Annotated in this window: 24 protein-coding genes; 19 read left to right on the top strand and 5 right to left on the bottom strand. The window is 34.7% G+C overall.

Annotation, left to right across the window (positions count from 1 at the left end):
* Positions 1-47 precede the first annotated feature (47 nt).
* Together NQ558_RS11520 and NQ558_RS11515 are read left to right on the top strand one after the other, a co-directional pair.
* Complete coding sequence (locus NQ558_RS11520; protein WP_005360107.1) at positions 48-1457, top strand: sensor histidine kinase; 1410 nt, start codon at positions 48-50, stop codon at positions 1455-1457.
* Entirely contained in the window at positions 1458-2354 is an 897-nt protein-coding gene (locus tag NQ558_RS11515) for a hypothetical protein (protein WP_005360108.1), read from the top strand.
* A gap of 220 nt (positions 2355-2574) precedes the next feature.
* Here the strand turns inward: NQ558_RS11515 and dut are convergent, their stop codons facing one another.
* The gene (dut, locus tag NQ558_RS11510; protein WP_005360109.1) at positions 2575-3015 is read right to left on the bottom strand and encodes a dUTP diphosphatase; all 441 of its coding nucleotides are present in this window, start codon (positions 3013-3015) and stop codon (positions 2575-2577) included.
* 102 nt (positions 3016-3117) lie between these two features.
* A complete protein-coding gene (nrdG, locus tag NQ558_RS11505) occupies positions 3118-3645 on the bottom strand; it encodes an anaerobic ribonucleoside-triphosphate reductase activating protein (RefSeq protein WP_005360110.1) in 528 nt (175 codons plus the stop codon).
* A 224-nt stretch (positions 3646-3869) separates the two neighbouring features.
* Here nrdG and lepA point away from each other — a divergent pair, with 224 nt between their 5' ends.
* Both lepA and hemW read left to right on the top strand, forming a co-directional pair.
* On the top strand, positions 3870-5684 hold the full coding sequence (gene lepA / locus NQ558_RS11500) for a translation elongation factor 4 (protein ID WP_040446276.1): 1815 nt from the start codon (positions 3870-3872) through the stop codon (positions 5682-5684).
* Between the two features lie 17 nt (positions 5685-5701).
* Positions 5702-6916: a radical SAM family heme chaperone HemW gene (hemW, locus tag NQ558_RS11495; protein ID WP_005360113.1), complete on the top strand. Its 1215-nt coding sequence runs from the start codon at positions 5702-5704 to the stop codon at positions 6914-6916.
* Positions 6917-7053: 137 nt separating this feature from the next.
* Here hemW and NQ558_RS11490 read toward each other — a convergent pair whose 3' ends face one another.
* On the bottom strand, positions 7054-8454 hold the full coding sequence (locus NQ558_RS11490; protein WP_005360114.1) for an MATE family efflux transporter: 1401 nt from the start codon (positions 8452-8454) through the stop codon (positions 7054-7056).
* Between the two features lie 160 nt (positions 8455-8614).
* On the opposite strand from NQ558_RS11490, the gene NQ558_RS11485 reads away from it, so the two are divergent.
* The 5 genes from NQ558_RS11485 to dnaJ all read left to right on the top strand — a co-directional run bounded on the left by NQ558_RS11485 (position 8615) and on the right by dnaJ (position 14827).
* Complete coding sequence (locus NQ558_RS11485) at positions 8615-9457, top strand: DegV family protein (RefSeq protein ID WP_005360116.1); 843 nt, start codon at positions 8615-8617, stop codon at positions 9455-9457.
* Between the two features lie 452 nt (positions 9458-9909).
* Positions 9910-10956 (top strand): heat-inducible transcriptional repressor HrcA, encoded by a 1047-nt coding sequence (gene hrcA / locus NQ558_RS11480; protein ID WP_005360132.1) that lies wholly within the window; start codon positions 9910-9912, stop codon positions 10954-10956.
* A 44-nt stretch (positions 10957-11000) separates the two neighbouring features.
* Positions 11001-11648: a nucleotide exchange factor GrpE gene (gene grpE, locus NQ558_RS11475; RefSeq protein ID WP_005360139.1), complete on the top strand. Its 648-nt coding sequence runs from the start codon at positions 11001-11003 to the stop codon at positions 11646-11648.
* A gap of 65 nt (positions 11649-11713) precedes the next feature.
* On the top strand, positions 11714-13570 hold the full coding sequence (dnaK, locus tag NQ558_RS11470) for a molecular chaperone DnaK (protein WP_005360140.1): 1857 nt from the start codon (positions 11714-11716) through the stop codon (positions 13568-13570).
* Positions 13571-13663: 93 nt separating this feature from the next.
* Positions 13664-14827: a molecular chaperone DnaJ gene (dnaJ, locus tag NQ558_RS11465; protein ID WP_005360141.1), complete on the top strand. Its 1164-nt coding sequence runs from the start codon at positions 13664-13666 to the stop codon at positions 14825-14827.
* A 74-nt stretch (positions 14828-14901) separates the two neighbouring features.
* Here dnaJ and NQ558_RS11460 read toward each other — a convergent pair whose 3' ends face one another.
* Positions 14902-16266 (bottom strand): MATE family efflux transporter, encoded by a 1365-nt coding sequence (locus tag NQ558_RS11460; RefSeq protein WP_040446278.1) that lies wholly within the window; start codon positions 16264-16266, stop codon positions 14902-14904.
* Positions 16267-16531: 265 nt separating this feature from the next.
* On the opposite strand from NQ558_RS11460, the gene prmA reads away from it, so the two are divergent.
* The 4 genes from prmA to thiI are packed head-to-tail and all read left to right on the top strand — an operon-like array spanning position 16532 to position 20670.
* On the top strand, positions 16532-17488 hold the full coding sequence (gene prmA, locus NQ558_RS11455; RefSeq protein ID WP_005360143.1) for a 50S ribosomal protein L11 methyltransferase: 957 nt from the start codon (positions 16532-16534) through the stop codon (positions 17486-17488).
* Positions 17489-17504: 16 nt separating this feature from the next.
* Positions 17505-18242 carry a 16S rRNA (uracil(1498)-N(3))-methyltransferase gene (locus NQ558_RS11450; RefSeq protein WP_005360146.1) on the top strand — a complete coding sequence of 246 codons (738 nt, stop codon included), beginning with the start codon at positions 17505-17507 and terminating at the stop codon, positions 18240-18242.
* A 54-nt stretch (positions 18243-18296) separates the two neighbouring features.
* Positions 18297-19451: a cysteine desulfurase family protein gene (locus tag NQ558_RS11445; protein ID WP_005360156.1), complete on the top strand. Its 1155-nt coding sequence runs from the start codon at positions 18297-18299 to the stop codon at positions 19449-19451.
* A 40-nt stretch (positions 19452-19491) separates the two neighbouring features.
* Positions 19492-20670 (top strand): tRNA uracil 4-sulfurtransferase ThiI, encoded by a 1179-nt coding sequence (gene thiI / locus NQ558_RS11440; RefSeq protein ID WP_005360157.1) that lies wholly within the window; start codon positions 19492-19494, stop codon positions 20668-20670.
* A gap of 131 nt (positions 20671-20801) precedes the next feature.
* Here the strand turns inward: thiI and NQ558_RS11435 are convergent, their stop codons facing one another.
* Positions 20802-21032, bottom strand: coding sequence for an HPr family phosphocarrier protein (locus NQ558_RS11435; protein ID WP_005360158.1), 231 nt, complete (start codon positions 21030-21032; stop codon positions 20802-20804).
* Positions 21033-21154: 122 nt separating this feature from the next.
* Here NQ558_RS11435 and mtaB point away from each other — a divergent pair, with 122 nt between their 5' ends.
* From mtaB to NQ558_RS11405, 6 genes are all read left to right on the top strand, one after another.
* Positions 21155-22468 (top strand): tRNA (N(6)-L-threonylcarbamoyladenosine(37)-C(2))-methylthiotransferase MtaB, encoded by a 1314-nt coding sequence (gene mtaB / locus NQ558_RS11430; RefSeq protein ID WP_005360159.1) that lies wholly within the window; start codon positions 21155-21157, stop codon positions 22466-22468.
* 63 nt (positions 22469-22531) lie between these two features.
* On the top strand, positions 22532-22792 hold the full coding sequence (locus NQ558_RS11425; RefSeq protein ID WP_005360160.1) for an IreB family regulatory phosphoprotein: 261 nt from the start codon (positions 22532-22534) through the stop codon (positions 22790-22792).
* 55 nt (positions 22793-22847) lie between these two features.
* Positions 22848-22976, top strand: a complete 129-nt coding sequence (locus tag NQ558_RS11420) for a hypothetical protein (RefSeq protein WP_259907584.1) — start codon at positions 22848-22850, stop codon at positions 22974-22976.
* Positions 22977-23008: 32 nt separating this feature from the next.
* Entirely contained in the window at positions 23009-23437 is a 429-nt protein-coding gene (gene ruvX, locus NQ558_RS11415; protein WP_005360161.1) for a Holliday junction resolvase RuvX, read from the top strand.
* An 80-nt stretch (positions 23438-23517) separates the two neighbouring features.
* Entirely contained in the window at positions 23518-23781 is a 264-nt protein-coding gene (locus tag NQ558_RS11410; RefSeq protein WP_005360162.1) for a DUF1292 domain-containing protein, read from the top strand.
* A 169-nt stretch (positions 23782-23950) separates the two neighbouring features.
* Positions 23951-25612, top strand: coding sequence for a ribonuclease J (locus tag NQ558_RS11405; protein ID WP_005360166.1), 1662 nt, complete (start codon positions 23951-23953; stop codon positions 25610-25612).
* Positions 25613-25618: the final 6 nt, after the last annotated feature.

The following is a 25618-nucleotide window of genomic DNA, read 5'->3' as shown; positions in this document are numbered from 1 at the left end:
AAAGCAATCCATATAATCAACAATAATCAAACAGGAAAAGGTGTTAAATGAAACTTTTTGGGAAAATGTTTTTCTCACTGATTATAATTGTTACGGTTATTTTTTCTATATTTGGAGGAATATTCATAAAGTTATCATTTGATAATTCTTTAAGTAGAGAATTGTCAAGAAAGCAAAACGAGAATCAAATGTTTGTATATTCATTTGAAGCTTCAGCCTCAATGTTGTCATCGGATACTGAATATATTCAAAAAAATGACATAGAAAAAATAATTGATTCAGTCAAAAGAAGTATGGGCGAAAGCCAGATAGGAATTACAATTGTAAATCAGAAAGAAAAAGCAATTTATACTGACAGCAAAATAGGAAAAAATATAAAAATCAAAGATTTAAAAGACAATAATTTTGGATACTTGATTTTTAAAAATAATGGTAGTTATTATTTGGAAACAATGTCAAAAATGACAATTGAAAGCGGAACATATTACATAAGCATTGTTAGCAGCATTAATGAAGTTTACAATGACATAAATGAAATGATGAAAAATTATAGGGTAATATTGGGAATTGCCCTTGTTGTTACCTGCATTCTTGCATATGTTTTTTCTAAAAAAATAACAAGACCAATTGAAAAGTTGTCTGATACCGTAAGTCAAATGGCAAAAGGTCAGTACGACACAAGAGCAAAGATAAAAACTGACGGTGAAGTTGGAGACTTGGTTAATAGCTTTAATATTATGGCAGACAGGCTGGAGAAGAATATTGAAGAGTTGGAAGATACAGCAAGACGACAGGAAGATTTTACGGCAGCTTTCGCTCACGAATTGAAAACGCCTTTGACTTCAATTATAGGCTATTCTGATATGATGCGTTCAATGGACCTTGAAAAAGAAGAGATTTCAGAATATTCCAATTATATATTTTTGCAGGGAAAAAGACTGGAGAAGTTGTCATTTACTTTAATGGATTTGATTTCTCTTGATAAGCAGAAAATCGAATTTAACAGAATTAGTACAGAGAAAATGTTTAATGACATTGAAAAAACTGTAGAACAAATGCTTAGGGAACACAATATCAGGTTTAAAATGTCTGTTGAACCGGCTGTGATTGTTGGAAATGAGGATTTGCTTAAGTCCCTGTTTATGAATATTATCGATAATGGCAGAAAAGCCATTTCAGGTCAGGGAATAATTGCCCTTAAGGCTATAAAAACCGAAAAAGGATACACAGTTTTCATTCAGGACAATGGCTGTGGAATGGAGAAAAGTGAAATTAAAAAAATCACTGAAGCATTTTATATGATTGATAAGTCAAGAGCAAGAAAAGAGGGCGGTGCAGGCATAGGAATGTCCCTTTGCAAAAAGATTGTAAGCATACATAATGCTAAGTGGAGTGTTAGAAGTAAACCAGGAAAAGGTACGATAATAAGTATTGTTTTTCAGGAAGGACAGAACTAAATGAAGAAAAGAATATTACCTGTGGCAGTATTGCTAATTGTGGCTTTGGCGGTTTTTCTGCCTCAATTATTATATTATTACAGTGATACAAGCTACTTAAATCAGGTTAAATATAGTGATAAGGATACAGGCAGTGTAAACCTTGAAAGGGCATCAACGGCAAAGACTAAAACAATAGACCAGAAGTTAGAGGACCTTAACTCTATTATTACTGATAAAGAATATGCAAAAAAGAAAGTTGAAGTATTGTTTGATCCGTCAGAGAACGAATTGAAAACAATTAGAAAAAATGTAAAAAAGCAAATAAATTATTGGCTTGAGCTTTTTGGATGTAAAGAGTTAATATACAATAAAAAAACAATAAAACTGGTCCCTAAAAATATTGTTATTCAAAAGTGTTACAGTATTGTTGGTGAAAGTGCTTCTTTCCCATATTTAGAGGCGACAGCAACATTAAGCAAGAGTCCAAAGATTATGGCAACCGTGTATTTGGACAATACGACCAACAAAATATATGACATAAAAATCACGGGAGACAATGTGGAAAGTATACTTAGCTACGCTAAGCAGAACGCAGAGAAAAATAAGTTAACTCTTATTAATTTGGATACTTTTCAAAAAGAAATAATAGAGCAGCTATCAGACTACTATAATGGAATTTATGTAGAACCATATGAACAGGGTATTTATTATAATGAATTAGCTGACAAAGATAAAAAAACTAAAGGAATTGACATAGTTGACAAAGATAAAAAAACTAAAGGAATTGACATAGTTGACAAAGATGAGAATTACATATGGCAGTGTGAAATAATAAGTGGACTTGTTTGGAGAGTAGAACTTGGCAAAAAAAGCATAGAAGTTGGAATAGACGGATTTGATAATGATTTTTATTAAAAAGTATAATAAAAATCCATAAAGAATTATTGATAATAAATTACTAAGAAAAAAATTTTATGACGTAAACACGGCTGTTACAAAAATGATACATTTTAATCTTATACTGCAACAGTAAAACGTTATGGGTATGAAAAATATATCGTAAGGTTGAGATGAAAAATTTAAAGCATAAAGCAAAAAGGCGCATGGAATAGAAATGCGCCTTTTTAAAATAATGTTATTTGCCTGTAGAACCAAATCCTCCAACACCACGAACTGTATCAGAAAGTTCATCAACCTGATTAAAATTAGCTGAAAGAAATGGTGTAATAACAACCTGTGCAATTCTTTCATTAGGTTCAATAGTCTCAGCCTTGTTTGAGTGATTATGAAGAGCAACAGTAAGTTCTCCACGGTAATCAGCATCAACAACACCAACCTTATTAGCAGGAGCAAGACCTCTCTTACATGAAAGACCACTTCTAGCATAAATCAAACCGGCATAACCTTCAGGAATCTCCATTGCAATACCAGTACCAATAAACTTAGTTTCACCGGCTTCAATAGTAACAGCTTCTTCAATGCAGGCATACAAATCAGCACCTGCGGCATACTCAGTTCCATAAGTTGGAATAGTAGCATTCTCCTTTAATTTTTTTACGTTAACATTAACAGCCATAACAATTCTCCTTTTATTGTAAATGTAATGTAATCCAAATGGTATCTTGCTCCATTGCAAGCAGAAATTTCTGCCTGCAATGGGTAAAAGATACCATTTAGATTACATTTCTTTTTCCCATAAAACAATATTCCCGGTTTTTAATGTTTCAGGTATTCTAATTAAGCGCTGGTTCTCGGAACCACGAAATACCAGGTTTAGGTTCTTCTGTGCTTCGATGAATGGACCATCTACAAGAACATCTATATAGGAAAGAAGTTCTTTAGTTTCAGGACACTCGTTGTACATGTGTCCAATTATATCTTTTTCAAAGTCGTATCCTGTGAAACACCAGATATCTTTTTCGGGATATGTTTCTTTTATCTTTCGGGCAAGTGGAAGCAGCCCCTTCTGGTTAACAGGCTCCATTGGCTCACCACCTAGGAATGTAACTCCCTGATAAGCACCAAAAGACAAAGTATCTATAATGTAGTCAATGGTTTCCTGTGTAAAGGGCTGACCAAAGTTGAAATCCCAAGCCTGTTCATTGAAACATCCGGGACATCTGTGATTACAGCCACTTACAAAAAGAGAAACTCTGATACCGGGACCATTTGCCACATCAAATGTTTTTATTTCTGCATAGTTCATATTTTCTCCATTCCGTCACTTAAGTGACATAAAATTATGGCACATAGTATTAAGTTTATCAAATAAAATGAAAATAATAAAGTGATAAAGTTAAAATGTTTGAACCTATGATTTATTTATGTTAAAATGTGAATGAATTTTAGAAAACTAATTGTTAGAAATGTTAAAAAATATAAGCAAATAGAATAATACAGACAAAATATAAACAGATTGGAGCGAATAAATTGTCACATATTGATCAGAGTAAAATTAGAAATTTTTGTATTATAGCCCATATAGATCACGGTAAATCTACATTGGCTGACCGAATTATAGAAATGACAGGTCTTTTGACTAACAGAGAGATGCAGGCTCAGGTTCTTGATAACATGGAACTTGAAAGAGAAAGAGGTATTACTATTAAGTCTCAGGCCGTTAGAACTATTTACAAGGCTAAAGATGGAGAAGAGTATATTTTTAACCTTATTGATACACCGGGACACGTTGACTTTAACTATGAAGTTTCAAGAAGCCTTGCAGCCTGTGATGGGGCAGTGCTTGTAGTTGATGCGGCACAGGGAGTTGAGGCACAGACTTTGGCCAATGTATATTTGGCACTTGACCATGACCTGGAAGTATTCCCTGTTATTAATAAGATTGATTTGCCTTCAGCAGATCCTGACAGAGTTAAGGCAGAAATAGAGGACGTTATTGGTCTTGAAGCCCATGACGCACCACTTATTTCAGCCAAGACTGGTCTTAATTGTGAAGATGTTTTAGAGGCAATCGTTGAAAAAATTCCGGCACCGGAAGGAGATGCTAATGCACCACTTCAGGCTTTGATTTTTGATAGTTTATATGATGCATACAAGGGCGTTATTATTTTCTGTAGAATTAAAGAAGGAACAGTTAAGCCGGGTATGAATATTAAAATGATGGCAACAGGGGCAACAGCCAATGTTGTTGAAGTTGGTTATTTTGGTGCAGGTCAGTTTATTCCATGTGATGAACTTCCTGCAGGTATGGTTGGATATATTACTGCAAGTATAAAAAATGTGTCTGACACAAAAGTAGGTGACACAGTAACTGATGCAGATAATCCGGCAGACGCACCACTTCCCGGATATAAGGAAGTTAATCCTATGGTTTACTGTGGACTTTATCCTGCAGATGGAGCAAAATATCCTGACTTAAGAGATGCGTTGGAGAAGTTACAGCTTAACGATGCAGCATTAAAGTTTGAGCCTGAAACATCTATTGCTTTAGGTTTTGGTTTCAGATGTGGATTCTTAGGACTTCTACATTTGGAAATTATTCAGGAAAGACTTGAAAGAGAGTACAACCTTGACCTTGTAACAACAGCGCCAAGTGTTATTTACAAAATATATAAAGAAAATGGCGAAGTAATTGACCTTACAAACCCAACAAACCTTCCGGATCCAAGTGAGATTGAACATATGGAAGAACCTATTGTAAGTGCGGAAATTATGGTAACAACAGAGTTTATCGGTGCAATTATGGAGCTTTGTCAGCAGAGACGAGGACGATATATCAGTATGGAATATGTTGAAGGTTCAAGAGCATTACTTAAATATGATATTCCATTAAATGAAATAATTTACGATTTCTTTGATGCCTTAAAATCACGTTCAAGAGGTTATGCATCTTTTGATTATGAATTAAAGGGCTACGAACAGGCTAAGCTTGTTAAGCTTGATATTTTGATTAACAAAGAGGAAGTGGATGCATTGTCATTTATCGTTCCTGAAGCGTCAGCTTACGAACGCGGTCGTAAGATGTGTGAAAAATTAAAAACTGAAATTCCAAGACAGTTATTTGAAGTTCCAATTCAGGCGGCAGTTGGCAGTAAGGTTATTGCAAGAGAGACAGTTAAGGCTATGCGTAAGGACGTTCTGGCAAAATGTTACGGCGGTGACATTTCACGAAAGAGAAAACTTCTTGAAAAACAGAAGGAAGGAAAGAAACGTATGCGTCAGGTTGGCAATGTGGAAATTCCACAGTCAGCATTTATGGCAGTATTAAAACTTGATGATGAATAAGTTTTGGAGTAGAAATAATGAATGGTCTTGAAATTTATATTCACATACCTTTTTGCGTAAAAAAATGTGATTACTGTGATTTTCTGTCAGCACCGGCAGATTTGGAAACTAAAGAGAAATATGTCGAGGCATTAATTAATGAAATAAAGCTAAGTAAGAATAAAATGTCAGAATATGTTGTGGACACTGTTTTTATTGGTGGAGGCACACCTTCACTTTTAGAAGAAAATCAGATTTCAAAAATTATGTCAGTTTTAAGGGATAATTGTAATATGTCTGAAAATCCTGAGATTACAATAGAGTGCAATCCGGGAACTATTACGGAAAGCAAGCTTTGGGAATATAAGAAAAGTGGAATTAACCGTATAAGTTTTGGCCTCCAAAGTGCCAATGACGAAGAACTAAAGTCCATTGGAAGAATCCATAATTATGCAGGATTTCTTGAAAGCTATAATTTGGCAAGAAAATGTGGCTTTGACAATATTAATGTGGATTTAATGAGCGCTTTGCCGGGACAGACTTTAAAAAGTTACGAGGAGACCCTTAACAAAGTAGTCCGCTTAGAGCCGGAGCATATTTCAGCTTATAGTCTTATAGTTGAAGAAAATACATTAATGTATGACAGAGTAAAAAAAGCTCAGATAAAAGGTATAAATATTCTTCCCGATGAAGAAAGTGAAAGAAAGATGTATTATCTTACAAATAATATTTTGCGTTCTAATGGATATAGAAAATACGAAATATCTAATTATAGCAAACCGGGGAAAGAATGTAAGCACAACATAGGTTATTGGCAGCGAAAAGAATATTTAGGTTTTGGCATTGGTGCGGCATCTTTGTATAAAGAGAATCGTTATAATAATATTTCAGATATAAATAAATATATTGAAGTATTAACTAACAATATCAAAGAGAATTCAATAAATAATGTGGGAAATTCCAGTGAAGTTGAAAATCAGGTTAATATTCTAAACAGTATAGTAAAAAATCTACAGCAGCTTACTGAACGGGACAGAATGGAAGAATTTATGTTTTTAGGGCTTCGAATGATGGAAGGTGTAAGCATGGAAAAGTTTGAACGGTATTTTGGGAAGCCTTATATGGAAGTTTACGGAAAAGTTCAGAAAAGAATGGAAGATAAAAGATTTCTTATAAATGACAATGGTTACGTTAAGCTTACAGAGTTTGGTATAGATTTAAGCAATTATGTAATGTCAGAATTTTTGTTTTAAAAATATATTAAATTGTGGTAGCACCAGGCAGGTGACAATTCAAGTAATTAACAGTTTGATGTTTTACATTTCAATAATATAAAAAAGAACAACTGATTTCAAAAAATGAATCGGTTGTTCTTTTTTCTTAATTATTTTTAGTCAACAATTGTGTTAAGCCAAATATCTTTTTTCACCATTATAAATCCTATTAATGCCTTAACACCTTCAAGCATATTTACAAGGAAGAATATTCCAACAATGTGTATGGCAGTAAATTTTGTAAGACATATTGCAACAGGTACATTTACAAGGCAGACAAAACAACTGTCGAATAGAAATGTAATTATAGTTTTTCCACCACTTCTCAAAATGAAATATTCAGAATTTGACAGCGATATAAATGGTGTTGCAGCAGCTACAGCCCATATAAATTTTGTGGCAAGTTCGCGTATTTCGTCGGTTGTATTATAGAAATGTGGAAATACAGGTCCAAGTAGGCCAAGAATTATAATCATGCCAAATGATATTAAAAGTGAAAAAGCAGCCATTCGTGTAGCAGTCACTTTGGCCTCTTTCAGTTTTCCGGCACCTAGTAGTTGTCCTACAACAATAGCAATAGTTGTTCCCATTGTAACAAAAATACAATTAGAAATATTTCCAATAGTATTGCAAATATTTAGGCCTCCTACAGTGGCAAGACCTTTAGTGGACAAAACCTGTGTTTGCAATGTAAGACCACCTGCCCATAAAAATTCGTTAAGCATGAGAGGGGCACCGGTTATAATTATTTTCTTAACAAGAGACCCCGGAACCTTAAGAGTTCTGTAGCAATGTTTAATAAAAGGATAATCATTTGAATGTCTATGAGTATAAATTACAAGATAGCCACATTCAACAAAACGTGAAATAACAGTGGCGATGGCTGCACCAACAACGCCCATGGCAGGAAATCCTAATTTTCCAAAAATAAATATGTAATTGAGAACTATATCAAATACTACAGCCAAAACTCCGGCTTTCATAGGGACAACAGTCTGTCCGGATTCTTTAAGAGTAGTGCTGTAGCAGTTAGAAATAACAAAAGGTGCAATTCCAATAACCATTATGTAAAGATAGTTTTTTGCATAATTGAATGTTTCCTGAATATTTCCTGAACTGCTTCCTTCATGAAGAAACATATTAATTAGCGGTTCATGAAGAAAAATCATAACAGAAAGAGAAATAGCAATAATTGTAATGCCAATAAGAATCTTCATTCTAAAAACATCACGAACACCATTGTGATTCTTTTGTCCAAAATACTGGGCTGAAAAAAGTCCTGCTCCGGACATTCCTCCAAATACTAAAAGATTAAAAACAAAAAACAACTGATTTATAATTGCAACACCTGACATCTGATTGGTTCCAAGCTGTCCTACCATAATATTGTCAGCCATACTAACCAGATTAGTAAGAAGATTCTGGATAATAATGGGGACGGCAATTGTAAGGGTCATTTTGTAAAAATTTTTATCGCCAAAATATTTATCTTTAAATGATAAAACAGATTCATTCATATTGTTAACTCTCCTTTATAATTAGTACAAAATATATTGATTTTTATTTTGTGCTGAAATACTATTATGCTACGGATTTGAAAAGAATTCAATAGCCTATTGACGTATACGATACAAGCAAGTACAATAAAAACACTTAAAGGTGAAGAGGTAAAATATAATGATTAAATTTATGGTAGATTCAGGTTCAGACTATGATGTAAATGAAGCAAAAGAAAAAGGAATTGCATTTGTTCCTTTGTCGATTACTTTTGATAATGATACATATAAAGATGGAATTGAAATAAGCAGAAGTGAATTCTATAAGAGAATGAGGGAGGAAGATATTTTTCCCAAGACAGCTCAGCCATCACCACAGGCATTTCTTGATGTTTTCGAAGAGGCTAAGGCTAATGGAGACCAGATAATAGGTGTTATGCTTTCAGGTGGAATAAGTGGAACGTATCAGAGTGCCAATATTGCAAAAGATATGGCTGAATATGACGGAATCCATCTTATAGATTCAAAAACAGCAGTATATGCTATAAAGATAATGGTAGATTACGGAATGCAGTTAAGAGATGAAGGAAAAACTGTAGATGAAATTGTAGAGGCATTGGAAGAATTAAAATCAAGAATATCAATTAACCTTGCAATTGACAATCTTGAAAATTTATACAAAGGTGGACGACTTACAAAGATGCAGGCAGGTTTTGGTAATTTTGCAAAGCTTAAGCCGGTTATTTCAATTCCGGAAGGAACGTTAATTGTAAAAGGTAAGTTTATCGGCAGAAAGAAAGCCATTGCAGGACTTGTTAGTTATATAGAAGGAATGGACTTAGATGAAAGATTTCCAATTTATGGAATTTATTCAGACGGAACAGAGAATCTTGATAACTTTGTAAAGAAAGTTGAAGAAAAAGGAATTAAGTTTAAGGAATGTTATCAGATAGGACCTACAATAGGAACTCATGTTGGACCTGAAACATTTGGATTTATAGCAGTAGAAAAAGCAAAGAATTAGTTAATAAATGTTGGAATAGCAATGACGATGAAAGCTATAATAAAAATATAATAACCACAATGAAAAGAACTGTTAAGTTGGCAGAGTTCAAGTGCCGGAGTAACAGTTCTTTTTCTTATACAGATTAGAAATCCGCACCAATTGATTGCACGGATTGTTACGTGTTACGCACTCCCGCAATCCTCCCTGATATTTGCATATCGCGAAGCTTACGCTTCACCTTTATGTTCATATCCGGGCGTGTCCCAAGGTCATTTTCCCATCATTGTGCAAGCAAAGGTGAGAAAAGACCTTTGGACAATGCAATCGCGTACAAAGAAAGTTCACAAATTATTTACAAAACTTTTTTTAGAAAAATGTTGACAAAGCGGTTGAGGAGTGGTAACTTTAACACAGATAAAATATTAGCACTCAAATTAAACGAGTGCTAACAGAAAAAGAAAGGAGATGCCATGGAACTTAATGAGAGAAAAGAAAAAATATTAGACGCTGTTATTAGGAACTATCTTGAGACAGGCGAACCAGTGGGTTCCAGAACCATTTCCAAATATACAGATTTAAATTTAAGCTCAGCAACAATTAGAAATGAAATGTCAGACCTTGAAGAGTTAGGTTACATAGTTCAGCCACATACATCGGCAGGAAGAATTCCAACTGATAAAGGTTACAGATTTTATGTAGACAATATTCTTAAAGACAGGATGGCAGAGCTTGATGAGAGAGAGAAGAAAGTTACTGAAAAGGAAGATTTACTTATTCAGAAAGTTGATAAGGTTGAAACCTTATTACAGAATATGGCGAAGATGTTAGCAACTAATACTAATTACGCCACAATGGTTTCCACACCGAAAGCACAGACTAACAGAATTAAGTTCGTACAGCTTTCAGTTTTGGAAGAAAAGAGTCTTCTTTGTACGGTAGTTTCAGATAAGAACCATGTGGTTAACAAAATTGTCAAAGTCAGCAAGGATGTTAACCAGGAAATAGTAGTCAGATTAAATGTAGCTCTTAATACAGTCCTTGCAGGATTATCAATTGAAGAAATTAATTTAGGAGTTATGACTACACTGGCATCACAGGCAGGAGAGTTTGAATCAGTTGTAAGCGAGGTTTTGAAAGCAATAACGGAAGCAATTGCAACAGAGGAGCAGATGAAGATTTATACTTCAGGTGCAACCAACATTTTCAAATATCCTGAATTAAGTGATAAAGAAAGAGCAAGCCAGTTACTTACTACATTAGAAGAAAAGTCTCAGCTTACCGAATTAATTAATGAAGGAGATGAGGAAACAGGTATTCAGGTCTACATTGGAAGTGAAAGTCCTGTACAGTCCATGAAAGATTGCAGTGTTGTAACTGCAACATACGAATTGGAAGATGGTTTCAAGGGAACAATAGGAATCATCGGACCGAAGAGAATGGACTACGAGAAAGTAGTAGATGCTTTAAGAAATGTGAAAGAACAACTAAGTGATACATTTAAGGATGAACATTCATAGCAAAGCTTAGTTAGACAATAGAATAAGAAAGAAAGGAAAGTCCAATGGAAAAAGAAAAAGAAACTTTGGATGAAAACATTACCGAAGAAACTAGTAATGAAGTTAAAGATAATGAAGCTGAAAACACAAAGGCTGAAAATATTAAGACAGAAGAAACTGTAGAAGAAGCTAATGAACAGGAAGCTGAAGATACAGAAACTTCTGAAGAATCTGAAGATACTAAAAAGAAGTTTTTCAAAAAGAAAGATAAGAAAGACAAAAAGGATCAGCAGATTGAAGAATTAAATGATAAATATCAAAGACTTTTTGCAGAGTTTCAGAATTACAGAAACAGAAGCGAAAAGGAAAAAACAGCAATGTATGAAGTAGGAGCTAAGGCAATCATAGAAAAAATTTTACCGGTTGTTGATAACTTTGAAAGAGGCGTTGCAGCTCTTAGTGAAGAGGATTTGGATTCACCTGTAGGTCAGGGAATGAATCTTATCTATAAACAGATGACAGCAGCTCTTGAAGATATGGGAGTTACAGTTATCGAAGCTGAAGGAAAGGAATTTGATCCTGAACTTCACAATGCAGTAATGCATGAGGACAACGAGGAACTTGGAGAAAATATGGTATGCCAGGAATTACAGAAAGGATACAAATACAGAGATTCAGTTGTCCGTCACAGTATGGTAAAGGTTGCTAACTAATTAACAACATACCATTTCAAATAAAGATATTAACAAGTTTTTAGATTATATAGGAGGAAACAATCATGGGAAAGATTATTGGTATTGATTTAGGAACAACAAATTCATGTGTAGCAGTAATGGAAGGTGGAGAACCTACAGTAATAGCAAACGCTGAAGGATTCAGAACAACTCCATCAGTAGTAGCATTTAAGAAAGATGGTCAGAGATTAGTTGGTGATAACGCTAAACGTCAGGCTGTAACAAATGCTGAAGGTACAGTTTCATCAATTAAAAGACATATGGGTACAGATTATAAAGTAACAATTGATGGTAAGAGTTATACACCACAGGCTATTTCAGCTATGATTCTTCAGAAATTAAAAGCTGATGCAGAAGCTTATCTTGGTGAAAAAGTAACAGAAGCAGTTATTACTGTACCTGCTTACTTTAACGATGCACAGAGACAGGCAACAAAAGATGCAGGTAAGATTGCAGGTCTTGATGTAAAGAGAATTATCAACGAGCCAACAGCAGCAGCTTTAGCTTATGGTCTTGATAATGAAAACGAACAGAAGATTATGGTATACGATTTAGGTGGTGGTACATTTGATGTATCTGTTATCGAAATCGGTGATGGCGTTATCGAAGTACTTGCAACATCAGGTGATAACAGACTTGGTGGTGATGACTTTGATAAGAAGATTATGGACTATATGGTAGCAGACTTTAAGGGCAAGACAGGTATCGACCTTTCAAACGATAAGATGGCTATGGAAAGAGTTAAAGCTGAAGCAGAAGATGCTAAGAAGAAACTTTCATCAGCAACTCAGGTCGAAATCAGCATTCCTTTCATTACAGCAAATGAACAGGGACCACAGCATCTTAATATGACACTTACAAAGGCTAAATTCGATGAATTAACAAGAGACCTTGTTGAAAGAACAGCAGTTCCTGTACAGAATGCATTAAAGGATGCAGGAATTACAGCAGCAGAATTGAGCAAGGTATTATTAGTAGGTGGTTCAACACGTATCCCTGCTGTACAGGATAAAGTAAAACAGTTAACAGGTCATGAACCATCAAAGAAGATGAATCCTGATGAATGTGTAGCACTTGGTGCTTCTATCCAGGGTGGTAAATTAGCAGGTGATGCAGGTGCCGGCGAAATCCTTCTTCTTGATGTAACTCCACTTTCATTATCAATTGAAACAATGGGTGGTATTGCTACAAGACTTATTGAAAGAAATACAACTATTCCTACAAAGAAGAGTCAGATCTTCTCAACAGCTGCAGATAACCAGACAGCAGTAGATATTAACGTAGTACAGGGTGAAAGACAGTTTGCTAGAGACAACAAGAGCCTTGGACAGTTTAGATTAGATGGTATCCCTCCAGCAAGAAGAGGTGTTCCACAGATTGAAGTAACATTTGATATTGATGCAAACGGTATCGTTAATGTTTCAGCTAAGGATTTAGGAACAGGAAAAGAACAGCACATTACAATTACAGCAGGTTCAAATATGTCAGATGAAGATATCGATAAGGCAGTAAAAGAAGCAGCTGAATACGAAGCACAGGATAAGAAACGTAAAGAAGGAATCGATGCTAAGAACGAAGCTGATGCTATGGTATCACAGACAGAACAGGCTATGAATGAAGCAGGCGACAAGCTTGATCCTAACGACAAGCAGGAAGTTCAGGCAGACCTTGATGCATTAAAGGCTACAATCGCAGGAATTGGCGAAGAAGTTACAGATGCTCAGATTGAAGAACTTAAGGCTGGAAAAGAAAAATTAATGAACAGTGCACAGAAATTATTTGCTAAGATGTATGAACAGACACAGGGAGCAGGAGCTCAGGGTGCAGGTCCAGACATGGGTGCTCAGGGTGCCGGAAATGCAAATGATGATGTTGTAGATGGTGAATTTACAGAAGTATAATAAATGATGCAACATGCATGTGAAAATCCCGCCCGAGTTATCCCGGACGGGTTTTCACACGCAAGTAAGTCTTAGTTGTTTAGGAGGCAGGCTATGGCAGATAAAAGAGATTACTATGAGGTACTGGGTGTAGACAAAAACGCAGACAGTGCCACAATTAAAAAAGCATATAGAAAATTAGCCAAAAAATATCATCCGGATGCAAACCCGGGAGATGAAGAAGCAGCTTCAAAGTTTAAGGAAGCATCAGAGGCATACGCAGTTTTAAGTGATGACAGTAAGAGAAAGCAGTATGACCAGTTCGGTCACGCAGCTTTTGACGGCTCAGGCGGCGCAGGTGGATTTGACTTTAACGGAGCAGATTTTAGCGATATATTTGGTGGATTTGGAGATATATTTGGAGACATATTTGGTGGCGGAAGCAGAAGAAGCTCAAGAGCCAACAATGGTCCAATGCGTGGTGCAGATGTTAGAGTTGGTATAACAATCAACTTTAATGAAGCAGTTTTCGGCTGCAAGAAAGAAGTTACAATCAACTTTAAGGAAACATGTAGTAAATGTAATGGTACAGGTGCAAAACCTGGAACATCTCCTGAAAAATGTTCAAAATGTGGTGGACGTGGACAGTATGTTAGCCAGCAGCAGACACTTTTCGGAACAATGCAGTCAGTAACAACTTGTCCTGATTGTAATGGTACAGGTAAAGTAATTAAAGAGAAATGTCCTGACTGCTATGGCGTAGGATATATTTCAAAGAAGAAGAAAGTTTCTGTTGATATTCCTGCAGGCATTGATGACAGACAGAGTATTAGAATTACAGGACAGGGTGAGCCGGGACGTAATGGAGGTCCAAGAGGTGACTTATTAGTTGATATTAGAGTAAGACCAAGTAATGAATTTGAACGTCACGGAATGGATATATATACAACTACATCAATTTCATTTGCTCAGGCTGCTTTAGGTGGCGACATCAGAGTAAAAACAATTGATGGAGATGTTAAATTTAACATAAAACCGGGAACACAGACAGGAACAAGAATCAGATTAAAAGGCAAAGGTGTATGCCACGTACGTAACAACTCAATGAGAGGAGACCAGTACTCAACACTTGTTGTAAAAGTACCTACAAAACTTACATCAGAACAGAAGGAATTAATCAAAAAATTTGATGCAGTTTCAGGTAACACTTTAAATGAATTTGGTGAAGACAAACATGAAACAGCAGAAGATAAAATAAAGAAATTCTTTAAAAAATAATAGAAAAAATACCCCATATAACGGAAAGGCAGAGATTATACAAATCAAAACCTTAGCCGGTATAAGGGGTATTTTTATTTATTTTCCATTCTTTTTAATTCCGGTAATATTGTGCATAGCATTGTAATAAAGCACATACTTCCACCGATTACATTAGAAATAGGTTCTGCAAGAAAAACTCCATTAGAGCCCATATTAAACAAATATGGGAATATGTAAGTTAAAGGAACAACAATAACAACTTTTCTAAGCAAAGAGAAGAAAATAGCATGTTTCTTCTTGTTAAGTGATTTGAAAAATGTCTGACCAATATACTGCAAATCCATAAAAATAAAAGCTGCAAAATAAAGTTTCAGCGCAGGAACAGCATCAGCTATAAGAGCGCTGTCAGAACTGAAAATCTGAATTAGAAAATGTGGTGCAACAATAATCAAAGTCCACATAATCGCAGTATATCCAAGAATCAGACAGCCCATTACAACTCCCGCCTTTCTTACACGACCGGGGCGATTAGCTCCATAATTATAACTTAAGATAGGAGATGACCCTTCGTTAATTGCATAAATAGGAGTTTCAACCATCTGTCTAACACTTGAAACAATAGTCATAACCGAAATATAAACATCCCCACCTGTAACAGAAAGGACATTATTGCAACAGATAGAAACAAGACTATTAGTAACCTGCATAATAAAACCGGCAGTTCCAAGACTAACAATATTCTTAGCATACTCAACACAATCTGTTATTTCATTTAAGTGCAAAAGTCTTATTTTTAACTCAGATTTACATCTTAGAAAGAAAATAACAAAAGAAGCAGACAAAATTTGCGAAATAACGGTAGCAATAGCAGCTCCCCTAATACCAAGTCCCAAAACAAAAATAAAAATAGGGTCTAAAATAAAATTGGCAATGGCACCAATTGCAACAGAAAGCATGCCTGTTGTGGCATAGCCCTGTGCATTAATAAAAGGATTCATTCCTGTAGAAATCATGGAAGGAAGAGTGCCCAGCATAAAAATAGTCATATATGGATAAGCATAACTCAATGCATTGTCAGATGCCCCAAACAAAACAAGAATAGGCTTTGCAAAAACAATTCCCAAAATAGTCAAAACAACAGCTCCCGCGCAAACCATAGAAAAAGAAGTATTCATAATACGGTTAGCCTTCTTAGAGTCACCCATACCACGACTAATGGAAAAAAGAGGAGCACCGCCACTTCCAAACAAATTACTGCAGGCAGTTACAATAGTTATAATAGGAAAACAAAGTCCCACCGCACCAAGAGCTGCGGTACCAACATCAGGAATACGGGCAATATAAATTCTATCAACAATATTATATAAAAGACTTAAAATCTGAGCCACCAACATAGGAATGGCAGCATTAAGAATATTGCCGGCAACATTGCCATTATCAAAATCAATTCTTTTCAATCATTTAATCTCCTTTGTATAAAGTAACAACTAGATATAATTTTTGGGTGTATTTTGGAATATTTTATAGCACAAAATTGGAAAATTCTGCCTATTATTGAATTATATAAAATATTCCGAAATATATCAAAATTGTATATGAGTTGTTTTTATTATATATCGAAAATTTGAAATTACAAAATGTGGGAAAAAGAAAATTTGCGTATTAGATGTTTATGTGTTATGATAAATCAGTTAAAAAGGGTTCAGGAAATGGAGCGTTTATATGAAGTGGAATAAGTATAAATTAAAGACAACTACTCAGGCAGAGGATTTTGTCAGTGGTGTTTTGATGGAACTTGGAATTAGTGGTATTCAGGTTGAAGATAATGTGCAGATTAGTCAGGAAGATAAGGAGAAGCAGTTTATTGATTATTTGGCCGATCTTCCTGAAGATGACGGAACTGCATATATTAGTTTTTATACAGAGGAAGATGATAATGCAGAGCAGCTTCTTGATCAGTTAAGAGAGAAGTTAAAGGAAGCTAAGAGCTTTATTAATGTGGGCGAAGGCAGTATTGAAAAAAGTACAACTGAAGATGTTGACTGGGTTAACAATTGGAAGAAGTATTTTAAGTCTTTTACTGTTGGAGAGTTTTTTATTAAGCCTACTTGGGAAGAAGTAGATGAAGAGCATAAGGGTATGAAGATGATTGAAATTGATCCGGGCACTGCTTTTGGAACAGGTAAGCATGACACAACACAGCTTTGTATTAAGCAGCTTGTGGAATATGTCAAGGATGGTGACAAGGTTCTTGATTTAGGTTGCGGAAGTGGTATTTTGTCAATTGTGGCAAAGAAGTTAAATGCTTCAAAGGTTGATATGACCGACATTGATCCTGCGGCAATTGAGGCTGTTTATGATAATTTTAAGGTAAATAAGCTTTCTATGGATAATGTGAAAGTTGAAGCAGGCAATGTCTTGGAAGATGAAAAAATGCAGGCTGAGTTTGAGGCAGAGCAGTACGATATTGTTGTTGCAAATATTCTTGCAGATGTAATTATTCCAATTGCAGGTATTGTGGATAGATTTTTAAAGCCAGGCGGAGTATTTATTTCATCAGGTATTATTTATATGAAAGAGGAAGAGGTTAAAGATGCAATTAATAATAATAGTAATCTTCAGCTTTCAAAAGTAGTAAATCAGGGTGACTGGCGTGCCATTATGGCAATTAAGAAATAGGTAAGAGTGAAATAAGATGTATAGATTTTTTGTTAAAAAAGACCAGATACAGGAAGACGCAGTTATAATTATAGGTTCAGATGTTAATCATATAAAAAACGTTCTCAGAATGAAGAAGGGCGAAACCATTCTTATAAGCGACGGAGAAGACAGGGAATATGTTTGTACAATAGATGAACTTGAAAATGAACAGGTGCGAGCAAAAATAGAAGACGTAAATGGAGTGGCAAAGGAACTTCCAATTAAGGTTACTCTTTTTCAGGCATTGCCTAAAGGGGACAAAATGGAAACGGTTATCCAGAAGATGATTGAACTTGGAGCATACGAAATAGTTCCTGTATTCACTAAGAGATGCATAGTTAAGCTTGATAATAAGAAAGCTGTTTCTAAAACAAAACGTTGGAATTCAATTGCTGAAAGTGCGGCTAAGCAGTCTAAGAGAGGAATTATTCCAAAAGTTTCAATGCCTGTAACATACAAAGAGGCACTTAAAATGGCAGAAGCTATGGATATGGTACTTATTCCATATGAAAATGCAGAAAATATGGCTCATACAAGACAGGTTGTAAGTCAGATTAAGACGGGCATGACCGTTGGAATATTTATTGGACCTGAAGGTGGTTTTGCAGAGGAAGAAGTAGAACAGGCAATAAATACCGGAGCTTATGACATTACTCTTGGCAAAAGAATTTTAAGAACAGAGACAGCCGGAATGGCATTAATGTCAGTTTTAATGTTTGAAACAGAAGAGTGAAACAAAAATAATTAAAGTTATGTAAATAATTGATAGTTAAATATAGAGGTTAAAATGGAAGCATATTTTGATAATTCAGCTACAACCATAGTTACAGATTCAGTAAAAGACATTGTTGTAAAAACAATGACAGAAGATTTTGGAAATCCATCAGCTATGCATATGGTTGGAGTTAAGGCTGAAAAATATATTAAAGAAGCACAGGAAAATATAGCAAAAATATTAAAAGTTGATCCAAAAGAGATTTTCTTTACATCAGGCGGAACAGAGTCAAATAACATGGCTATTATTGGAACAGCAATGGCCAATAAGCGTAAAGGCAACAGAATAATAACAACATCAGTTGAACATTCATCTGTTCTTGCAACAATGAAATATTTGGAAGAACAGGGCTTTGAAGTTATTTATTTGCCTGTTGACAGATATGGCGTTGTACAGATGGAAGCATTGGAAAAAGAAATGACAGAAGATACTATCTTAGTTTCAACAATGTATGTAAATAATGAAGTTGGAGCAATTGAGCCGGTAGGAAAAATCGGTCAGTATATTAAGAAAGTAAATCCTTCTGTGGTTTATCATGTAGATGCAATTCAGGCATTTGGTAAGTTGGAAATTAAACCAAGAAGAGACAATATAGACCTTCTTACAGTTAGTGGACATAAGATTCACGGACCAAAGGGAAGCGGATTTATTTATATTAAAAAGAATACAAAGATTAACCCCATTATTTTTGGTGGCGGTCAGCAGATGGGCTTTAGATCCGGAACAGAAAACGTGCCGGGTATAGCAGGAATCGGTCAGGCATCAAAGGATTGTTATGACAACTTAGAGCATAACGTTGAAATTATGACTAATTTAAAGGACAAGTTAATTGACAGCCTTGAAGCAATAGAAGGTGTAACTGTAAACAGCAGAAAAGGTAATCTTGGAGCCCCTCATATTGTAAGTGCAAGTTTTAAGGGGGTCAGAAGTGAAGTACTTCTTCATGCATTAGAGGACAAGGGCATATATATTTCAGCAGGAAGTGCATGTTCATCTAACAGACCTGCCGTAAGCTCAACACTTAAGGCTATGGGAATTGACAAAGACCTTTTGGAATCAACAGTAAGATTTAGTTTTTGTGAATTTAACACAGAGGAAGAAGTTGACTATGCAGTTGGAGAAATAAAGCAATTATTGCCTATTTTGAGAAAATATGTGCGTAGATAAATAACATAAAAATTAGTACAATTTATTTTGGAGGAGGAAGATGTTTAAATCATTTTTGATTAAATACGCTGAAATTGGCGTAAAAGGAAAAAACAGATATCTTTTCGAAAATGCTTTGGTAGATAATGCCAAAAGAGCATTAGATAAGATTGACGGAAACTTTAAGGTAACAAAAGAAAACGGAAGAATTTATGCAATAGCAGAAGGTGATTATGATTTTGATGAAGCTGTAGATGCATTACAGCACGTTTTCGGTATTGTTGGAATCTGTCCAATGGTTCAGATTGAAGACAATGGTTTTGATGATTTGGCAGAACAGGTTATTAAATACATTGATGAAACATACCCTGACAAAAACTTTACATTTAAGGTTATGGCAAGAAGAGCAAGAAAGAATTATCCAATGGATTCAATGAAGATTAACGCAGAATTAGGTGGAAGAATCTTAGATGCTTTTGAAGGTGTAAAGGTTGATGTTCATAATCCTGATGTTGAAATTAATGTTGAAATCAGAAATCACATTAATATTTATTCAAAGATTATTCCGGGACCAGGTGGTATGCCGGTAGGAACAGCAGGAAAGGCGATGTTGCTTTTATCAGGTGGTATTGACAGCCCTGTAGCAGGCTGGATGACAGCTAAGAGAGGCGTTGTGGTTGATGCAGTTTACTTCCACGCACCACCATACACATCAGAAAGAGCAAAACAGAAAGTTGTGGATTTAGCTAAGTTAGTATCAAAATATTCAGGTCCAATGAGACTTTATGTTGTAAACTTTACAGAAATTCAGATGTATATATATGACAAGTGCCCTCATGATGAATTAACAATTATTATGAGAAGATATATGATGAAGATTGCAGAATATTTTGCAAACAAGGAAAAGGCACAGGGACTTGTTACAGGCGAATCGATTGGTCAGGTTGCAAGCCAGACAATGCAGAGTCTTGCAGCAACTAACGAAGTATGTACAATGCCTGTATTCAGACCGGTTATTGCTTTTGATAAGCAGGAGATTGTTGATATTTCATTAAAAATCGGAACATATGAAACATCAATTCTTCCATACGAAGACTGTTGTACAACATTTGTTGCAAAGCACCCTGTAACAAAACCTAACATTAATGTAATTAAAAACTCAGAAAAACATTTGGCAGAAGAAATCGACAGAATGTTTGAGGATGCTGTAAATACAGCAGAAGTTATAGAGATTGGTTAGAAATCCATTACTGTGTAAGCATAGATGATATTAAAAAATTTGATATTGTAATAAAAAAGCAGGTTTACTTAAATGTAAACCTGCTAATAAAATCAAAATAAATAAAAATACTTATTTAGGAATAGAAGAAATTATACTTCGTATTTCTTAATAACTTCCATAATTTCAGCATTATCTTCATCACCATGAATATTTAAATTAATAGGCTTTGAAAGATCAAGACTGAAGATTCCCATAATTGATTTTGCATCAATAACATAACGACCTGATACTAAGTCGAAATCGCTATCAAATTTTGTAATGTCATTGACAAAAGATTTAACCTTATCAATTGATCCTAAGTTGATTGTAACTGTTTTCATATATCAATACCTCTCTTAATCTTTATATGTAAAATGATAACACGGATTGAATCTTTGTCAATGTGTATAAATGCCCAAAAATATTTGCAAAAATCAGTTAATTTTTATAAAGGAGAAAAAATATGAGAAAAGCTGCACTTCACAATCTTGGATGTAAAGTAAATTCATACGAGACAGAAGCAATGACTCAATTGCTTAAAAAAGCAGGTTATGAAATTGTATCATTCCAGGATCAGGCAGACGTTTATATTATAAATACATGCTCTGTTACAAATATGGCAGACAGAAAATCAAGACAGATGCTTCATAAGGCTAAGAAGCAAAATCCTAATGCAGTAGTAGTGGCCACAGGCTGTTATGTGCAGACTGCAACTGAAAAAGTGGCGCAGGATCTTTCAATAGATTTAGTTGTAGGAAATAACAGAAAAAAAGACATTGTGGAAATTCTTAATGAATATTATGCAGAAAAAGAAGCCGGAGAACAGGTTAAAGAAGAATATGTAATTGACATTAACCACACAGATGAATACGAAGATTTGGAAATTTCAACAGTAACTGAGCATACAAGAGCCCACTTGAAAATTCAGGATGGATGTAATAATTTCTGCTCATATTGTATAATTCCTTATGCAAGGGGAAGAATAAGAAGCAGAACAATGGAAAGCATAAAAGCTGAACTTGAAAGACTTTCAGCTTCAGGCTTTAAGGAAATAGTTTTAACAGGAATTAACTTAAGCTGCTATGATGACAATGGCAAAAAGTTAATAGATGTTATAGAAATGGCAGACAATGTTAATGGAATTGAAAGAATCCGTTTAGGTTCCCTTGATCCGGAAGTTGTAACAGAGGATTTTGTGGAAAGACTGGGCAAGGTTAAAAAGATTTGTCCGCATTTTCATTTTTCACTTCAAAGCGGATGCGACAAAACATTAAAAGCCATGAATCGACATTATACTTCAGATGAATACTATGAAAAGTGTCAGTTAATTAGAAAGTATATTGATAATCCTGCTTTTACAACAGATGTTATTGTGGGATTTCCGGGAGAAACCGAGGAAGACTACATTAGTTCAAGAGAGTTTGTAAAGAAGGTTAAGTTTGCAGAATTACATGTTTTTAAATATTCAAAGAGAGATGGCACTGTGGCAGCAAAAATGCCAAATCAGATAGATGAAAAAATAAAAACATTAAGAAGTGAAGACTTAATCAAAACAGGAGAAGAACTTACAAAAGAATTTAGACAGGCTAAAATAGGTCAAGATACCACAGTATTGTTTGAAGAAAAAATCCTACTGGATAACAAGGAATATTGGGTTGGACATACAGTTGATTATATTAAAATTGCAGTGCCCGAAAAGGAAAATCTTGAAGGACAAATACGAAAAGTAAATGTTAAAGATTTTTTAACTAATGAAATAATGCTTGCCACTATGTAAGTTTTATATTAAAATTAGTGATAAAGAAAGCCTACTTGATAGGTAGAAAAAGGACGTGATAAGATGAGCGATTTAGGAAATACACAATTTTTCAGAGTTCCACAGGAACAGAAATTAGGAGTAGAGGAGATTCTCGAAAAGGTTTATGAAGCCTTAGCTGAAAAAGGATATAATCCTGTAAATCAGATTGTTGGTTATATTATGTCAGGGGATCCAACTTACATAACAAGCTATAAGAATGCAAGAAGCCTGATTATGAAAGTGGAACGTGATGAACTTATTGAAGAAACAGTAAAGTATTACATTAACCATAAGTTGAAATAAAGGTGGTATAAAACAGCATAAGAATAACATAAAATTAAACTTATCAGGCGGAAATATGGGAAAGCGATTAATTAAGATGTGGTTTTGGAATGGTATTATAGCTAACATTGTAAGCAATAATCCTATTGAAATCACGAATATCCCGGCTGATAAGTTTTTGATGCTTTTATATACCACAGTATAAAAATCAAAATGGAAAATAAAATGGAAAATGGAATGAGAATTTTAGGACTTGATTTTGGCTCTAAGACGGTTGGAGTTGCAGTTACGGATCCTTTAGGATATACAGCTCAGGGAGTTGAGATTATAAGAAGGGATTCTCCAAACAAGTTACGAAAGACATTAGCAAGAATAGAGCAGTTAGTAGAACAATACAATATAGAGAAGATTGTACTTGGTTATCCTGTCATGCTTAGTGGTACGGAAGGTGAAAGAGTTAAAAAGACCAAAGAGTTTGGCGCAATGCTTGAGAGAAGAACAGGTCTTGAAATAGTCTTTCAGGATGAAAGACTTACAACTGTGGAAGCCTACGAGATTATGGATGAAGCAGGCATAAAGAAACAGGACAGGTATAAGTATGTGGATCAGATTGCGGCCACAATTATTTTGGAAGATTATATTAATAGGATTGAAAAGAACACATAAGATTAAAAAGATATAGCTATTATTATAACGATAGGAACTGTGTAGTAAATAGGATTAAAGAATATGGAGAGATTTATTTAATGGAAGAAAAGATTGTTTTAACAGATGATGAAGGTAATGAAGTTGAAATGTACGTTGTTGAAGAAACAAGAATTAACAACGTTAACTATATCCTTGTAACAGAGGAAGGGGATGAAGAGGAAGAAATTGCACATATTTTAAAAGATGTATCAGATGAAAATGATGAAGAAGCAATATATGAGATGGTAGAAGATGATTCTGAATTAGATTATATCGGAAGAATTTTTTCAGAACTGCTTGAAGATATTGATATAGAGCGATAAAATAGAAAAATATTAAGTAAAATCGTTTCAATCATAGAAAATGTGATAGTTTGTAAATATGGGGATGACTATGTGTTTAGAGAATTGTGATGATTTTATAGTTAGCAAGGTATTATGAGTATAAGAAAAGAAGAACGTGAATAGAGATTTAGGAGGAAAAATAAAAAATATGAGTGATAGTTCAAGAATAAAGGTTATTCCATTGGGAGGACTGGAACAGATCGGAATGAACATGACTGCATTTGAGTATAATAACGGAATTATTGTAGTTGACTGCGGTTTGTCATTTCCTGATGATGAAATGTTAGGAATTGACTGTGTAATACCTGATATTACATTTTTACTTGAAAATAAAGATAAGGTTAAAGGGTTCGTTATAACACATGGTCACGAGGACCACATTGGTGCTCTGCCATATGTTTTAAAAGAGATTAACGTACCTATTTATGCAACAAAGTTAACAATGGGCATTATTGAAGGAAAGCTTTCAGAGCATGACCTTTTAAGTGTTGTAAAGCGTAAGGTTGTTAAGTTTGGACAAAGCATACATTTAGGTGACTTCAGAATTGAATTTATTAGAACTAACCATAGTATTGCAGATGCAGCAGCACTTGCAATCCACACACCTGTAGGTGTAATTGTTCATACAGGTGACTTTAAGGTAGACTACACACCGGTTTTTGGTGATGCAATTAACTTATGCAGATTTAGCGAATTAGGAAAGAAAGGTGTTTTGGCCTTAATGTGTGACAGTACTAACGTATTAAGACCGGGATTTACACCATCTGAAAGAAAGGTAGGAAAGACTTTCGACCATATTTTTTCAGAAAATACTAAAAGCAGAATTATTATTGCCACATTTGCATCTAATGTGGACAGAGTACAGCAGATTATTAACACAGCCTGCAAATATAACAGAAAGGTTATAGTTGAAGGCCGTAGTATGGTAAATATTATTTCTGTTGCAAGAGAGATGGATTATCTTAAGATTCCTGACAATACATTAATTAGCATTGAAGAAATGAAGAATTATACAGATGATCAGCTTGTACTTATTACAACAGGAAGTCAGGGTGAATCAATGGCAGCCCTTTCAAGAATGGCTGCATCAATTCACAGAAAGGTACAGATTAAACCGGGAGATACAATTGTATTTAGTTCAACACCAATTCCGGGAAATGAGAAAGCTGTATCAAAGGTTATTAATGAACTTTATATGAAGGGCGCAAATGTTATTTTTAATGAAACTCACGTTTCAGGACATGCGTGTCAGGAAGAAATTAAGTTAATGTATTCATTAATTAAACCTAAGTATTCTATACCTGTTCATGGTGAATACAGACATTTAATGGAACATGGAAAGTTAGCACAGTCAATGGGTATTCCTAAGAAGAATGTTTTTCTTATGGAATCAGGTGATGTGTTAAGTATTGGAAAAGAAGATGCCAAGGTAGTAGGAAAGGTTCCTGCAGGTTCAGTTCTTGTGGACGGACTTGGAGTAGGTGACGTAGGAAATATTGTTTTACGTGACAGACAGAACCTTGCTGAAAACGGAATTATAATAGTAGTATTAACACTTGAAAAATACACAAATCAGATATTGGCAGGACCTGACATTGTAACAAGAGGATTTGTTTATGTTAGGGAATCAGAGAACTTAATCGAAAATGCAAAAGTTGTGGTAACTGAGGCATTGGAAGAATGTTTAAGCAGAAGAAATGCTGACTGGGGCAAGATTAAGATGGTAGTAAAAGACAGCCTTGGTGAATATATTTGGAAAACAATGAAGAGAAATCCTATGATTTTACCAATTATCATGGAAGTTGAGTAATAAAGA

Source organism: Eubacterium ventriosum (assembly GCF_025150745.1).
Lineage (GTDB): Bacteria > Bacillota > Clostridia > Lachnospirales > Lachnospiraceae > Eubacterium_G > Eubacterium_G ventriosum.
This window is presented reverse-complemented; position numbering and strand designations above follow the sequence as displayed.

Coding starts and splice junctions, on each gene's coding strand:
- NQ558_RS11520 (WP_005360107.1), top strand. CDS start 48: ATGAAACTTTTTGGGAAAATGTTTTTCTCACTGATTATAATTGTTACG.
- NQ558_RS11515 (WP_005360108.1), top strand. CDS start 1,458: ATGAAGAAAAGAATATTACCTGTGGCAGTATTGCTAATTGTGGCTTTG.
- dut (WP_005360109.1), bottom strand. CDS start 3,015: ATGGCTGTTAATGTTAACGTAAAAAAATTAAAGGAGAATGCTACTATT.
- nrdG (WP_005360110.1), bottom strand. CDS start 3,645: ATGAACTATGCAGAAATAAAAACATTTGATGTGGCAAATGGTCCCGGT.
- hemW (WP_005360113.1), top strand. CDS start 5,702: ATGAATGGTCTTGAAATTTATATTCACATACCTTTTTGCGTAAAAAAA.
- NQ558_RS11490 (WP_005360114.1), bottom strand. CDS start 8,454: ATGAATGAATCTGTTTTATCATTTAAAGATAAATATTTTGGCGATAAA.
- NQ558_RS11485 (WP_005360116.1), top strand. CDS start 8,615: ATGATTAAATTTATGGTAGATTCAGGTTCAGACTATGATGTAAATGAA.
- hrcA (WP_005360132.1), top strand. CDS start 9,910: ATGGAACTTAATGAGAGAAAAGAAAAAATATTAGACGCTGTTATTAGG.
- grpE (WP_005360139.1), top strand. CDS start 11,001: ATGGAAAAAGAAAAAGAAACTTTGGATGAAAACATTACCGAAGAAACT.
- dnaK (WP_005360140.1), top strand. CDS start 11,714: ATGGGAAAGATTATTGGTATTGATTTAGGAACAACAAATTCATGTGTA.
- dnaJ (WP_005360141.1), top strand. CDS start 13,664: ATGGCAGATAAAAGAGATTACTATGAGGTACTGGGTGTAGACAAAAAC.
- prmA (WP_005360143.1), top strand. CDS start 16,532: ATGAAGTGGAATAAGTATAAATTAAAGACAACTACTCAGGCAGAGGAT.
- NQ558_RS11450 (WP_005360146.1), top strand. CDS start 17,505: ATGTATAGATTTTTTGTTAAAAAAGACCAGATACAGGAAGACGCAGTT.
- NQ558_RS11445 (WP_005360156.1), top strand. CDS start 18,297: ATGGAAGCATATTTTGATAATTCAGCTACAACCATAGTTACAGATTCA.
- thiI (WP_005360157.1), top strand. CDS start 19,492: ATGTTTAAATCATTTTTGATTAAATACGCTGAAATTGGCGTAAAAGGA.
- NQ558_RS11435 (WP_005360158.1), bottom strand. CDS start 21,032: ATGAAAACAGTTACAATCAACTTAGGATCAATTGATAAGGTTAAATCT.
- mtaB (WP_005360159.1), top strand. CDS start 21,155: ATGAGAAAAGCTGCACTTCACAATCTTGGATGTAAAGTAAATTCATAC.
- NQ558_RS11425 (WP_005360160.1), top strand. CDS start 22,532: ATGAGCGATTTAGGAAATACACAATTTTTCAGAGTTCCACAGGAACAG.
- NQ558_RS11420 (WP_259907584.1), top strand. CDS start 22,848: ATGGGAAAGCGATTAATTAAGATGTGGTTTTGGAATGGTATTATAGCT.
- ruvX (WP_005360161.1), top strand. CDS start 23,009: ATGAGAATTTTAGGACTTGATTTTGGCTCTAAGACGGTTGGAGTTGCA.
- NQ558_RS11410 (WP_005360162.1), top strand. CDS start 23,518: ATGGAAGAAAAGATTGTTTTAACAGATGATGAAGGTAATGAAGTTGAA.
- NQ558_RS11405 (WP_005360166.1), top strand. CDS start 23,951: ATGAGTGATAGTTCAAGAATAAAGGTTATTCCATTGGGAGGACTGGAA.